This is a genomic window from Bacteroides sp. BFG-606 (assembly GCF_024788145.1).
GTDB lineage: Bacteria > Bacteroidota > Bacteroidia > Bacteroidales > Bacteroidaceae > Bacteroides > Bacteroides vicugnae.
On sequence record NZ_JANUIL010000001.1, the window covers coordinates 5,703,865 to 5,718,033 of the forward strand.

9 protein-coding genes are annotated in these 14,169 nt (G+C 41.3%); 5 read left to right on the top strand and 4 right to left on the bottom strand.

Annotation, left to right across the window (positions count from 1 at the left end; genetic code table 11):
- Nucleotides 1-4 precede the first annotated feature (4 nt).
- Nucleotides 5-1,657 (bottom strand): M23 family metallopeptidase, encoded by a 1,653-nt coding sequence (locus tag NXV01_RS22080; protein ID WP_259023473.1) that lies wholly within the window; start codon nt 1,655-1,657, stop codon nt 5-7.
- Between the two features lie 198 nt (nt 1,658-1,855).
- Here NXV01_RS22080 and NXV01_RS22085 point away from each other — a divergent pair, with 198 nt between their 5' ends.
- From NXV01_RS22085 to ald, 5 genes are all read left to right on the top strand, one after another.
- Entirely contained in the window at nt 1,856-4,489 is a 2,634-nt protein-coding gene (locus NXV01_RS22085; RefSeq protein WP_259023244.1) for a zinc-dependent metalloprotease, read from the top strand.
- Between the two features lie 32 nt (nt 4,490-4,521).
- The gene (locus NXV01_RS22090) at nt 4,522-7,854 is read left to right on the top strand and encodes a SusC/RagA family TonB-linked outer membrane protein (protein WP_259023245.1); all 3,333 of its coding nucleotides are present in this window, start codon (nt 4,522-4,524) and stop codon (nt 7,852-7,854) included.
- Between the two features lie 13 nt (nt 7,855-7,867).
- Entirely contained in the window at nt 7,868-9,211 is a 1,344-nt protein-coding gene (locus NXV01_RS22095) for a RagB/SusD family nutrient uptake outer membrane protein (protein ID WP_195649416.1), read from the top strand.
- 427 nt (nt 9,212-9,638) lie between these two features.
- Nucleotides 9,639-10,322, top strand: a complete 684-nt coding sequence (locus tag NXV01_RS22100; protein WP_074559093.1) for a WG repeat-containing protein — start codon at nt 9,639-9,641, stop codon at nt 10,320-10,322.
- 129 nt (nt 10,323-10,451) lie between these two features.
- Nucleotides 10,452-11,558: an alanine dehydrogenase gene (ald, locus tag NXV01_RS22105; RefSeq protein ID WP_259023246.1), complete on the top strand. Its 1,107-nt coding sequence runs from the start codon at nt 10,452-10,454 to the stop codon at nt 11,556-11,558.
- Nucleotides 11,559-11,718: 160 nt separating this feature from the next.
- On the opposite strand, the gene NXV01_RS22110 is transcribed toward ald, so the two are convergent.
- The 3 genes from NXV01_RS22110 to NXV01_RS22120 form a co-directional block, all read right to left on the bottom strand.
- Nucleotides 11,719-12,663, bottom strand: a complete 945-nt coding sequence (locus NXV01_RS22110) for a nitronate monooxygenase family protein (RefSeq protein ID WP_259023247.1) — start codon at nt 12,661-12,663, stop codon at nt 11,719-11,721.
- Between the two features lie 73 nt (nt 12,664-12,736).
- Nucleotides 12,737-13,462 (bottom strand): DUF4858 domain-containing protein, encoded by a 726-nt coding sequence (locus NXV01_RS22115; protein WP_234132933.1) that lies wholly within the window; start codon nt 13,460-13,462, stop codon nt 12,737-12,739.
- 178 nt (nt 13,463-13,640) lie between these two features.
- Nucleotides 13,641-14,165 (bottom strand): DUF4943 family protein, encoded by a 525-nt coding sequence (locus NXV01_RS22120; RefSeq protein ID WP_074559124.1) that lies wholly within the window; start codon nt 14,163-14,165, stop codon nt 13,641-13,643.
- Nucleotides 14,166-14,169: the final 4 nt, after the last annotated feature.

The following is a 14,169-nucleotide window of genomic DNA, read 5'->3' on the forward strand; positions in this document are numbered from 1 at the left end:
TAATTTACCAAACAAAACTTTCACGAGCTACCGTTTCATTTCCGCAACCATCGGTCACTGTAAACTCGACCGTATGCTTTCCGCCCTTCTTCACGTGTTTCGGATCAAGTACACATTCCCAGTACGATTTCACCATATTGGGGCGTCCGAAAAGTGCATACTTACCGTCAATCGTCCCGCGATAGGAAGCAATTCCCGTCCCCTGATCTTTCAGCCGATAGACAATCTTTCCGTTTCTTCCCCACTGGTTCTTATTAACAGGAATAATCTCCGGCGGAATGGTGTCGATGGCAACAGTATAAGTTCCTAACTCCTTGATGGCAGCTTTCATATATCCGTCTTCATACTTTCCGCCTACGCTGTACTTTCCTCCCTTCGGAGTGATGCGGGCCACATAATATTTGGTCGTATCGGCAACCGGCTTTCTACGCAATCCGATACGAAGTTCGCAAGCTGCATGCAATGGAACCGTCTTATCATTCAGTTGATAAGTAAAAGCAACGGCACCACTATCCGCCTTCATCTGATAATTGAGGGGGACATCGTCATACAACATTCCTTTCGGAATAACCAGGCTCAATCCCGGCTCTTGCAAATAATTAGTCTTATTCCAGATGAAATAATATTTCTCCCGATGATTCAACGGTTCAATCGGCTGCTTCCGGCCCCGCACGGTAAAACGATAGTTGGAAGTGTTTCCGAAAGCATCTTTCAATGTATATAAGAAGTGATAATCCCGTTCCTCGTCAATCGTCACCAGACCACGATGATCATTCGACGCTTTCAGCAGACGCAACGTATTTCCCGGATCAATAAAAGATTTCATATATTGTCCATACGTCCAAGAGTTAATCATCCGGTTCTCTTCTTGCGAGAAACGATCTACGGTACTGCGAAATATTTCATTCCCATCTACCGTGAGCACAACAGAATAAACTCCGTAATGGTTACTTACGCCATCCATGTAATCGTATGCCTTGATACCCAGCCCTATCACTCCCCATGCTTCCACAGGACGTTCGCTATTGGGAAGAATCGTTTTATTCTCCTGTTTTCCATCCACCACTCCTTTGCCCGGTTGCGGGAAAAAGAGGATACCATCAGCTTTCGGAGCACGTGTATCTTTTATTTTCGACTGGAAGAAAGGCATAGGGTCAATATAATCCCCCGATTCCGTTCCAAACACATCCAGATGAAGATGTGGGCCGAACGAATATCCGGTATTGCCGCTCCATGCAATCTGTTGCCCTCCTTTTACCGGATATTCTCCCGGTTCAGGCACAATCTCCACTTCCCAGTTCTCTTCTTCATATTGAAGTTTCTCCACCCTTTCGGCAATGGGAGAAACAAAACCGCTCAAATGGCGGTTGATAGTTGAATAACCATTATGGTAGCAGACATCAAGTACATACCCCGATCCATTCGTTACGCGAATACGCGAAATATAACCATCAGCGAGAGCAAGAACGGGTTTACCGATCACTCCGCCTGTTTTAAAATCCAGCCCGCCATGGAAGTGATTGGAGCGGATTTCTCCAAAGTTTCCACTCAATGTAAGAGGAAAGTCAAAAGGAGGCACAAAGGTTGCTTGCTTTTTCTCTTGTCCATACCCTCCGATGCAGCAAGCCAGCATCAAAGCAGTGATATATCGTCTCATCATTCCATTCACTTTTTTACTCCCGCAAATGTACACTATTCCCACTAAACTATGAAATATCTGGGAGGAATGATGGTCTTAGATTCTAGTTAATATTTCTTTTAAATGTTATATTCATTGCAAATCAGTAGTTATTATGTTATTAATATTAGTACTTTTGTGGCTGTTTTTTAATTATAATTAAAAGTTAGAAACTCAATGAGAATGTATGTAAAAGTAATGGCAGCGGTCATTGCATGTATATTGCTGAGTGGAGAAACGCTCTCGGCATTTGCAACTACCCCCGCTACAGAAAATCTGAGTTGGTTTAAAAAGAAAAAGAAGAAACCAGAAGAGAAAGAAGAGAAGAGTAAAAGCGACTACGAAAAATTAGTGGAAGACAGTAAAACAACGAAAGGAATGTTTGCTGTACACCAAAAAAAGAATGACTATTATTTTGAAATTCCCACCTCACTTTTGGGACGTGATTTATTAGTTGTCAACAAACTGCAACGAGTTCCTGCCGAACTTAATGATGCAGGTGTAAACCGTGGAGTAAACTACGAGAATCAGATGGTTTGCATGGAATGGGATAAAGCTACGGGCAAATTAATGCTACGACAACAACGCCCATTACCTCTGGCCCCCCAAACGGATGCCATCTTCCGTTCGGTAAAGGATAATTTTATCTCTCCATTGATTGCCGCATTCAAAATTGAAGCGATTAATGCAGATTCTACTGCATTAGTAATCAAGGTGAATGATATTTATGACGGTACTGAAACCAGTATTAATAATGTATTTACTAATATCAATCTGGGTACTTCGGCTATCAAGAACTTATCCCGTATTTTATCCATCAAATCCTTTTCAAACAATGTCGTGGCAACTTCCGAATTGACTACCAGAGTTACAGAAGGAACTACCACTGTTTATGTGACGGTGGAAGTCAGTTCTTCTATTCTCTTGTTGCCTGAAAAGCCGATGATGGGACGATTCGACAATCAGAAAGTCGGTTATTTCACTAATCCGTTATTAAGTTTTAGTGATGCACAACAAGGTACGGATAAAACACAATATATCACTCGCTGGCGCATGGAACCCAAACCGGAAGACCGGGAGGCTTATCTGAAAGGACAGCTTGTGGAGCCTGCCAAACCAATCGTATTCTACATTGATAATTCAACACCTTACCAATGGCGTACGTACATTAAAAAAGGTATCGAGGACTGGCAGATTGCTTTCGAAAAAGCAGGTTTCAAGAACGCGATTATCGCCAAGGAAATCACAGACAGTATGCATATAGACATGGACGATGTCAATTACTCCGTACTGACTTACGCTGCTTCAGAAAAGAAAAATGCAATGGGACCTTCCCTGTTAGACCCACGTTCCGGAGAAATTCTGGAAGCTGATATTATGTGGTGGCACAATGTGCTTTCTATGGTACGCGAATGGATCACTGTGCAGACTGGAACTGTGTGTCCGGAAGCACGCAATGTGCAATTACCCGATGCTTTAATGGGAGATGCCATCCGGTTCGTTGCTTGCCATGAGGTAGGCCACTCATTGGGACTCCGTCACAATATGATGGGTTCATGGGCTTTCCCGACGGATTCGTTACGTTCCGAAGCATTTACTTCCAGAATGAATTCTACCGCTTCATCTATCATGGATTATGCACGATTCAATTATATTGCACAGCCTGGAGATGGCGTAAAAGTTCTTTCTCCGCATATCGGTCCTTATGATATGTTTGCTATCGAATATGGTTATCGTTGGTACGGAAAGAATACTCCGGAAGAAGAAAAGGATATTTTATTCGATTTCTTGAGTAAGCATACCGATCGTCTTTATAAGTATAGTGAAGCGCAGGATGTACGTGACGCAGTAGATCCACGCGCACAGAACGAAGATCTGGGTGATGATCCGGTCCGTTCTTCTTTATATGGCATCAAAAACCTGAAACGTATCGTTCCACAAATTCTTCAATGGACTACCACCGGAGAAAAAGGACAAACTTACGAAGAAGCGTCGCGTCTCTACTATGCAGTTATCAACCAGTGGAACAACTACTTATATCATGTACTTGCCAACATCGGCGGTATATATATTGAAAATACAATTGTAGGAGACGGTGTCAAGACTTATACATTCGTTGAGAAAGAGAAACAAGAAGCTTCATTGAAATTCTTGATGGATGAAGTATTGACCTATCCTAAATGGCTGTTTGACACGGAAGTAGGACAATATACCTATCTGCTCCGCAACACTCCAATCGGAAAACAGGAGAATGCTCCTACGCAAATCTTAAAGAACGCCCAAGCCTATATCCTTTGGGATTTACTAGGCAACACTCGTTTGATGCGTATGATAGAGAATGAATCTGTCAACGGAAAGAAAGCATTTACAGTAGTGGAGCTTATGGACGGACTTCATAAAAACATTTTCGGTATTACCGAACGTGGTGGCATCCCCAATGTTATGGAACGTTCTTTGCAGAAAAACTTCCTCGATGCATTACTTACAGCAGCCGCAGAACCCGAAGCTGTAAAAATCAACAAGAAGATTGCAAGCGAGCATTTCCTGCTTGACCATGCTACTCCTTTCTGTAGTTGTTATGCCGCCGAACAACGGGCACTTCGTCAGGAAGACCGAATGGGTGCTCCACGTGTGCTCAACTTCTACGGCAGTCAGCTCAACCGTATTTCTGATGCTATCTCGGTGAAACGCGGAGAGTTATTACGTATCAAGAAATTGTTACAAAACCGCCTCGGCACTTCTGATACTGCTGCACGCTATCATTATGAAGACATGATCCTACGTATTAATACAGCTTTGGGAATCAAATAAAACAAAATCAATCACTTTAATTATCTATATTGATGAGAAAAAAATACTTATACGTTCTTATATGTTTTCTTGTTAGCACGTTGGCTACAGCCAACGCTGTTAACCGCACAATCACCGGAGTCGTTATATCCGGTGAAGACAATGAACCTCTAATCGGTGCTTCTGTATATGTTAATGCAGACGATTTGAAAAAAGCTGGAGTATCACAGACTTCTCTAGGTACTATCACTGATATGGATGGCAAATTCTCCATTTCCATTCCGGAAAAGGTGACCAGACTACATTGTAGTTATATAGGTTTTGAAGAACAAAATATCGTGTTGCAAGCTGGAAAAGATACTTATCGTATTGTCCTTCAAGCTTCATCACACACACTAGGAGACGTAGTAGTAACTGGTTATCAAGAACTGGAACGTCGTAAACTGACTGCTGCTATTGCTAAAGTAGACGTTACAGACGGAATGGTAGGCGCAGCAAAAAGTATCGACCAGGCATTAGCCGGACAAGTTGCGGGGGTAGCCGTTACGACAACTTCCGGCGCACCGGGAGCTCCTGCACGTATTCGTATTCGTGGTACAGCTTCATTGAATGGAACACAAGACCCGTTATGGGTATTGGATGGAATACCTTTGGAGGGGACTGATATTGCGAAACTAAGCACTGATACAGACAATGATATTGTTAACATGAAACAATCATCCATTGCCGGGTTGAGTCCGAACGATATAGAAAGTATCACTATCCTAAAAGATGCTGCCGCTACCGCAATTTATGGTGCGCGTGCCGCAAACGGAGTAATTATCATAACTTCCAAAAGAGGACGGACAGGAAAACCTGTAATCAACTTTAATACAAGATTGACATATACTCCTAATCTGGATACTTCACGATTGAATTTATTAAATTCCGAACAAAAAGTAAATCTAGAACTAGAATTAATGAAAGAACCTGATGACATATTTACCTCACATCCCTACTTACATAAAGGAGGAGTAGCATCCATACTCAGACAACATAATTTATTTGAGACCTATCAACAACAAGGATGGAATGGCTTAACCACAGAAGCTCAAAATGCAATTAACCGATTAAAAACAATTAACACAGATTGGAATGACATCTTATTTAGAGATGCTTTCACGCAGGAATATAATTTCAGCATATCAGGAGGAAGTGAAAAAGTGACTTATTATAATTCACTCGGATATTCACAAGAAAACGGGAATGTGCCTGGAGTAAATATGAGTCGTTTTAACTTGACAAACAAAACGTCTTATCAAGTAAACCGAATACTAAAAATAGGAACTTCGCTCTTTGCTAACCGACGGAAGAATAAGGACTTTATTACCGATAAATATGGTTATTCAAATCCTGTTTATTACTCTCGCGTAGCAAATCCATATCAAGAAATTTATGATGCGGAAGGAAACTATGTATATGATTATGACATTGTATCCAACAGCGATAACGAGCCTGATCCTGAACGAGGGTTCAATCTCCTTGAAGATCGTGCCAATACCAGTAAAGAAACGATAACGACAGCTATTAATGCAATCTTTAATGCTGACTTACGTTTCAATGACCATTGGAAACTAACATCACAAGTTGGCTTGCAATGGGAACAATCCGGAGTAGAACAATATATTGGTGCAAATACGTTCTCCATGCGTGATATGCGTAAAGACAGTAAGTCCGGTGACACATACCGTATACCGGAAGGGGGGATGCACAAGGTAAGTAACGCCACTACATCACAAATCACATGGAAAGTACAAGGAGAATGGAGTCAAACCTTTAAAAACATCCATGAAGTACAAATTATGGGTGGGTCAGAAATAAGAAAAAATTGGTATGAAACACTTGCATCTAATGCTTACGGATATGACCCTAAAACACTTACCACCAAGCCTTTGATTCTAACAGAGAATGACGACGTTAAAAAATACCCATTACATACAGAAACTTATGCCGAAAATGCTTTCGCCTCTTTTTATGCAAATGGTTCTTATACCCTTATGCAACGTTACACACTAGGAGCAAGCGTACGTATTGATGGCTCGGACCTATTTGGTGTAGACAAAAAATATCGTTTTCTGCCTATTTATTCGGCTAGCGGACTATGGCGACTTTCCAACGAATCGTTTCTACAGCCTGCCAGACAATGGATGGATAACTTAGCTCTACGATTATCATACGGGCTTCAAGGAAATATTGACAAAAACACCTCACCTTATTTAGTAGGAAGTTACGGAAATCAAACGATATTGCCTAACAACCCAAATGAAACGAGTATTTCTATCGGTTCAGCTCCTAATGATAAGCTACGTTGGGAGAAAACAGCATCTTATAATATTGGAATTGATTTTTCCGCACTCAAATCTGCCATTAATTTAAGCGTAGATTACTATTATAGAAAAGGAACAGATCTTATCGGCTATAAAAATCTACCTTTGGAAAATGGATTTCTTACGCAAACGATTAACTGGGCTAGCCTAGAAAACAAAGGTTTAGAAATAAACTTGCAAACACGTAATATCACAACCAAGAATTTCTCCTGGTATACCACATTCAATTTTGCTTATAACAATAACAAAGTATTAAAAGACTATGTAAAAGAAAACAGCCCGACACCCGGTCTGGAAGGGTATCCTGTTGGAGCTATTTTTGCAATTAAGAGCAAAGTAGATCCGGAAACCGGCCGCATACTCATCTATCCTAAAGGCAGCAATGAGGCTGTCACAGTAGAAGAACTATTTAAGATGGAAGACTTGACTGGAGGAATGGGTGGTTTCTATGAATATAGTGCAGATGCAGACTTTCAACAAAGTCTATATGAATATGTAGGTACGAATGATGCACCTTATACAGGGGGGTTACTTAACACACTCTCTTATCGCAACTGGGAACTTAATTTTAATTTTTCATTCTATTTTGGAGCTCATGTACGTACAAGTCCTTCATATAATATAGTAAATTTCGACTCTGGACATAATGTAAACCAAGATATCCTCAACCGTTGGACACCAGAAAATCATAGTGATCAGCTACCAGCTCTTCTTAGCCGGAATAACTATCCTGCCGATTATGCACTTTTTGGTGACATACCTGCCATTTATAGAAATCTGGATATGTGGGTAAAGAAACTCAATTATATGCGTCTCCAAAACATACGATTAGCTTATACATTGCCACAAGAATGGTTACGCAAATTCAATATCAATGGAGCAACTGTTGCTGTAGAAGGTCGTAACCTACTTGTCTTCGGTTCCAGTTATAAAAACTACATGGATCCGGAATCTATGAGTAATCTCTATTCTACTCCGGTAGCAAAATCTGTGACATTCAACCTAAGTCTTAACTTTTAAGTAATCAAGAAATATGAAAAGAATAAAAAGACTATATTTATTTTCCATGCTAGCAGGATGTTTTACGATGACTTCATGCAGCAATTTTTTAGAAATACAGCCTGTTGGAAAAGTGATTCCGAACACATTAGAGGAATATAGGGCATTAATGACTAACATTTATGCACAAGATTTGACTGACAGAAGTGTCTGTGATATGCGAACCAAAGAAATTACTGTCAGAAATGATAGTTATGACCAAAGCGATTATGGCGATATAGAAAAATGGATTACCAACAGTACAACAGCCAAAGAGCTCGGCTGGATAGACTACTACGAAAACATCTATTATGCCAATGCTATCATCGACAAAAAGAACGATATAACAGATGGAAATGAAAAAGATATCAATCAATTAGTAGGAGAAGCCTACTTTATGAGAGGATATATGCACTTCCTTCTAGTCAACCTGTACGGACAGCCATATACAAAAGAGGGTGCAAAAGACACAAAAGCCGTCCCCTTGAAACTGACTCTTGATTTAGAAGAGATTCCAACACGGAATACAGTAGAAGAAATATATAGTTCCATTCTTTCCGACATAGAAAACGCTCGTCAACTTATAACAAAAAAAGAGTGGGAATCCGGTTACAATTATCGCTTCAGTACACTCGCCATAGATGCATTCGAATCACGAGTATATCTTTATATGGGAGAATGGCAACTTGCTTACGATGCAGCTGAACGCACGTTGGCACAAAAAGCAACACTTGAAGATTACAATAGCACCAACCTACAATTGCCTAACCTATACACATCTGTAGAGTCTATTACCGCTTATGAGAAAATTTACAATGCGACAACAACATTAGACGCCTCACAAGCTACACAATCATTTGTTGACATGTTCAATGAAGAAGATCTGCGACCTGCAAGCTACTTTGGCGAGAAGAATAAAGACGGCAACTACCCTATTATTAAAACAGACGGAAAGTCTGCCTACAAATGTAGTTTTCGTATTAGCGAACTTTACCTTAATTCTGCGGAAGCAGCTGCCCATTTGAACAATCTGCCTGAAGCTCGCAACCGTCTATTACAACTGATGGAAAAAAGATATACAACAGCTGGATATGAGCAAAAGAAAAATGAAGTAAATAGCATGAATCAGGAAAAACTGATTACAGAAATATTAAATGAACGGACCCGTGAGTTAGCATTTGAAGGTCACCGTTGGTTCGATTTACGTCGAACTACCAGACCGAGAATTGAAAAGGTATTAAGCGGAGGACAAACGATTGTTCTTGAACAAGATGATGATCGTTACACATTACGTATTCCTTTAAGTGCTACCAACGCTAATCCCAATTTAATGGACTAAAGTTTATCTAACCTTTATAATAATATCAAACTCCTTTTGTATTCTCATTTGCAAAAGGAGTTTTTTATTTCAAGATATCTCATTTACCATCTCCACATTCCTCTCTTACAGATGTTGGCCATCGTAACATCTTTATCCCTCAAATATATTGTTCTTTAACAAGAAATCCATATCTTTGTAGCGACTTATTACGATTAATAACGTAGAAGCGTTTAGAATATTATCTCTATTCAGAATCTGGTAAATTCTTTAATTGGGGAGATAATGGCAACTAAGCGTTCACGTCTTTGTTATATACAAGGGCGTGGACTCTGTTGTTCATTTCCCAATAGGTTTACCAGAACCTTGAATAGAATGAACTAACGACGTCCACGCTTCTCTTGTATATAATGGTATCCGGACGCTTACCACACAAACAATAAGAAAAATGAGCAACACTATTACAAAGTTCTTTGCTTCTTTTTTAGCTTATGGGGTAGCTAATAAGAAAAAGCGTTTTTCGGCAATTGGCCGTTTCTCCGAAGGATTGGCTCCCGTTAAAGGAAAAATCCAATGGGGATACATCAATAAAGGATATGACGTTGTCATCCCTCTAATGTATGAACGGGCTTTCTCTTTTAAAGAAGGATTAGGAATGGTAGTACTCAATTCCCAATACGGATTCATCGACCATACCGGACAGATACGGATTCCGTTTAAGTACGCAGCCGCTCACTCGTTTGAGCAAGAATGCGCACGTGTATGCCACGATGGATTATGGGGACTGATTGACAGACAAGGAAACTACATTCTTCCACCGACTTACAGTCAAATAGAACAATTCGCGGAAGGATTAGCCCTCGTCTCGCTACACAACAAAGTAGGATTCATTAATAAGAAAGGAGAAGTTGTCATTCCCCTGAAATATGATAATGGATGCTCTTTTTCTGAAGGATTGGCTGCTGTCTGTATTGAAAGCCAGTCGTCCAAGTGGGGGTATATAAACAAAGACAACCAAGAAGTACTTCCTTTTAAGTACGATATTGCAGAACCCTTTTATAACAACATAGCTCGAGTGGGTCTCTATGGAAAAAACATGAAAATCAACAAGCAGGGCAGTGAATGTCTATAAAATAACCACTCTACGCATTTATTCATCTCAACACGCGAGGCATTCTGTTCTAAAACATCCCCTTACGAATAACAACGTAAGGGGATTTTTCGTACATTCGAACATGTTAAATCTTTAATACGTAACATTATGATTATCGGAGTACCAAAGGAAATCAAAAACAATGAGAACCGTGTTGGCATGACACCTTCGGGGGTGGCCGAAGTGGTAAAACAAGGGCATCGGGTATTTATCCAACATACAGCGGGAATAAATAGCGGTTTTCCGGATGAAGCATATCAAGCTGTCGGCGCGCATATCCTGCCAACAATAGAAGACATTTACGCCACTGCCGAGATGATCGTAAAGGTGAAAGAACCGATAGTCACCGAATATAACTTAATTAGAAAAGGACAGTTACTATTCACTTATTTCCATTTTGCTTCCGACCGGGAATTAACTCTTGCCATGCTCTCCAACAAATCAATATGCCTGGCTTATGAAACTGTAGAAGAAGCAGATCACTCATTGCCTTTATTAATTCCTATGAGTGAAGTTGCCGGACGTATGTCTATCCAGGAAGGCGCCCGTTTTCTGGAAAAACCGCAAGGTGGAAAAGGTATTCTTTTGGGAGGCGTGCCAGGTGTTAAACCTGCTAAAGTATTAATTTTAGGAGGTGGAGTTGTAGGTAGCAATGCCGCACAAATAGCTGCAGGAATGGGGGCAGATGTCACTATTACAGATATAAATCTGGCACGTCTGCGCTATTTGAGCGAAACACTGCCGAAGAATGTAAAGACATTGTACGCATCCGAACTAAGAATCAGAAAAGAATTACCGGATGTTGATTTAGTTGTCGGTTCTGTACTGATTCCCGGTGATAAAGCACCACATTTGATTACCAAAGAGATGCTTTCAATAATGCAGCCCGGCACAGTATTAGTGGATGTGGCAATCGATCAGGGAGGATGTTTCGAAACGTCTCACCCGACTACTCACAGCGCACCGACTTATATTGTAGATGGAATTGTTCATTATGCAGTAGCTAATATTCCGGGAGCTGTGCCTTACACTTCCACTCTTGCACTGACTAATGCTACCCTCCCCTACGTAATGGCTTTAGCAAATAAGGGATGGAAAAAAGCCTGCAAAGAGAATCCAGCATTAGCACTCGGATTAAATATCGTAGAAGGAAAAATCGTTTATAAGGCCGTAGCCGACGTATTTGGTTTGAAGTGCGAACCTGTCAGCCTATAATTTCACCACAGAGGACACAGAGGACACAGAGTTCTTCTCTCTCTTTCCGTAAGTAAAACAGAGCGATCAATACGATTCTCAATACGTGAGACTCTGTGTTATTAAAAAGATTAAACCTCTGTGTCCTCCGTGTCCTCTGTGGTGAAATAGAAATTATCATTTATCTTTCAAACAAATATTTCTTCTCCACCGCCTGCCAATAAGACTCAACCAATTCGTTCATCACCTCTGCCACCGACTGTCGACGGGATATTATTGCCGAAACCTGACCTATCTCCAGTTCACCTTCTTCCAAGTCTCCTTCAAACATTCCTTTCTTTGCACGTCCTTTTCCTAGCAAGCTTCGTAATTCTTCAGCAGAAGCACCACTATCTTCAGCCTTCTCCACCGCCTCGCGGAAAGTATTCTTTACCAAACGCGTCGGAGCCAGCTTTTTCAATAACAACTTAGTATCTCCTTCACCAAGACTCAAGCAATAATCCTTAAATACCGGACTCGCTGAACTCTCGTCAGTCAGAGCAAAACGGGTTCCTATCTGCACACCTTCGGCTCCCAATACCATAGCAGCCAGTATTCCTTCTCCTGTGCCGACACCTCCTGCAGCTATCAAAGGCAATGTTGTAGCCTCACGTACAGCGGGAATCAAACAGAAAGTCGTTGTCTCTTCGCGTCCATTATGCCCTCCGGCTTCGAACCCTTCTGCCACTACCGCATCTACTCCGGCCTCCTCACATTTTACAGCAAAACGGGAAGAAGAAACAACATGAACAACCGTTATTCCACGCTCTTTCAACCACCCAGTCCACGTTTTCGGATTTCCGGCAGAGGTAAAAACAATCTTCACTCCCTCTTCCACCACAATATTCATGATCTCTTCTATCTGAGGATACATCAAAGGAATGTTTACACCAAAAGGCAATTTCGTGGCCGCATTGCATTTACGGATATGCTCGCGTAAAGTGTCCGGATGCATGGAACCGGCACCGATCAATCCCAGTCCACCGGCATTGCTCACAGCAGAAGCAAGACGCCAACCGCTGCACCACACCATGCCACCTTGAATAATAGGATATTGAATACCCAGAAGAGAAGTAATTCTATTCATAACCAATAATTTATCTATGTGTTAATAGGTTGACATGAGCGCATTGCTACATCAACACATCATTATAACGCCTTCAACGGGCAATCTGTTCAATTGGTTTATTTATCAACACAGTGGTAGAATCTCCATAAGTTCTCAACACTTCCAATGTGCGGGCACGGTTATCCCGTCCCGTCTTATTCCAAAAATCTTTTGTAAAGACAGCCATCAGGTCAAGTCCGCCGATAGTTCCACCATTGATATACACTCCACTCCCACCAAACAAGGGAATAGGTGCATCCATCACTACCGTGTTCACCATCATTCCGTTAGCACGTTCACCCAACTGGCGGAAACGTACCCCACTCGCCTGTATCTCATCCAACGACTTACGCATTCCCTTTGCCATCGGATTGCGTGCCCAGTTTGAATAAGATCTTTGATGACGTATCTCGTAGAAAGGATCACCCCGCCAGGTATTTTTATCGATCTTTATCTTCTTCTGATAGATGGGATCCCAGTTATAGCGGGTATTTGCTTTATATGGCATCAGAGTCAACATCACTTTCGGTTTAGGCAATGCTTCAGGAAGCGATTCGTCAGGCATCATCCAGCTTTTCTCCTCCGACATCCGGGGAGTACCCACTGCGCTTCCGAAATCAATCGACTTCACAGCATCCATATTTAAATGCAACTCCTGGTCACTCTCCAGCAATTTCTTCAAATGCAAAGAATCTTGTGCCGTCCATACTTGCGCATATGCAAATAAAGCAGTCAGACACAGTGCCATCGTTGTTATAAACCGTTTCAATCCATCCATCCTTTTTACTCTTTCATTACCTATATTTCGGAGCACTTCATATACATTTTGCACGTATGAGAAGCTATCTTTTGAGCGTAATAATCCCCCTGTCAGCAGCAAAAGACTACTGATACAAACAAATGTTCCCACATGAATGTTTCCTATTTTTTACTTTCCGAAGGCTCCTCCCCCTTTATTACCACCAACGATAACCCGATCCACAAAGCGGCTCATCGTAGCACGGATCAATTGTCCATCTCGTTTTCGGATATTGGCGTTCTTCCCACCAACTACGATAACAAGCGGCCGCATCGAGTACTTCCTCATCGGTCAGGAAATAGATTGCTTCATAATTTTCAGCATTCGCCAATACCATTTTGCAACCTAATGACGGAGGTGTGCCCTGACGGATAGATTCAATCACCCAAAGCATACACTCACCCAACCGAATCTTACCGTTGTTCATATTATAAACCGACGGAAAAGAAGGGATAATAGTCAGATCTTCTGCATATTTTAAAAGTTCGGGAATGTCCTCTTCCGTGAAATGAGGAACTTCCACTACTCCTTTATCATTCTTCATCTTATACGTACCCGCCTTCAATTGTTTCACAAAAAGGGCAACGTCCGGATTGTTATAATCCATTTCTTCGCTGGTGCATCCTGTAAAGGATACAATCAGGCAAACAGCCATCCACAGCATTAGTAGTGTTTTTTTCATTTTC

Excerpts from the sequence above, each read along its gene's own strand:
- NXV01_RS22080 (WP_259023473.1), bottom strand. The coding sequence starts at position 1,657 with ATGAGACGATATATCACTGCTTTGATGCTGGCTTGCTGCATCGGAGGG.
- NXV01_RS22090 (WP_259023245.1), top strand. The coding sequence starts at position 4,522 with ATGAGAAAAAAATACTTATACGTTCTTATATGTTTTCTTGTTAGCACG.
- NXV01_RS22100 (WP_074559093.1), top strand. The coding sequence starts at position 9,639 with ATGAGCAACACTATTACAAAGTTCTTTGCTTCTTTTTTAGCTTATGGG.
- NXV01_RS22120 (WP_074559124.1), bottom strand. The coding sequence starts at position 14,165 with ATGAAAAAAACACTACTAATGCTGTGGATGGCTGTTTGCCTGATTGTA.
- NXV01_RS22110 (WP_259023247.1), bottom strand. The coding sequence starts at position 12,663 with ATGAATAGAATTACTTCTCTTCTGGGTATTCAATATCCTATTATTCAA.
- ald (WP_259023246.1), top strand. The coding sequence starts at position 10,452 with ATGATTATCGGAGTACCAAAGGAAATCAAAAACAATGAGAACCGTGTT.
- NXV01_RS22095 (WP_195649416.1), top strand. The coding sequence starts at position 7,868 with ATGAAAAGAATAAAAAGACTATATTTATTTTCCATGCTAGCAGGATGT.
- NXV01_RS22085 (WP_259023244.1), top strand. The coding sequence starts at position 1,856 with ATGAGAATGTATGTAAAAGTAATGGCAGCGGTCATTGCATGTATATTG.
- NXV01_RS22115 (WP_234132933.1), bottom strand. The coding sequence starts at position 13,462 with ATGGATGGATTGAAACGGTTTATAACAACGATGGCACTGTGTCTGACT.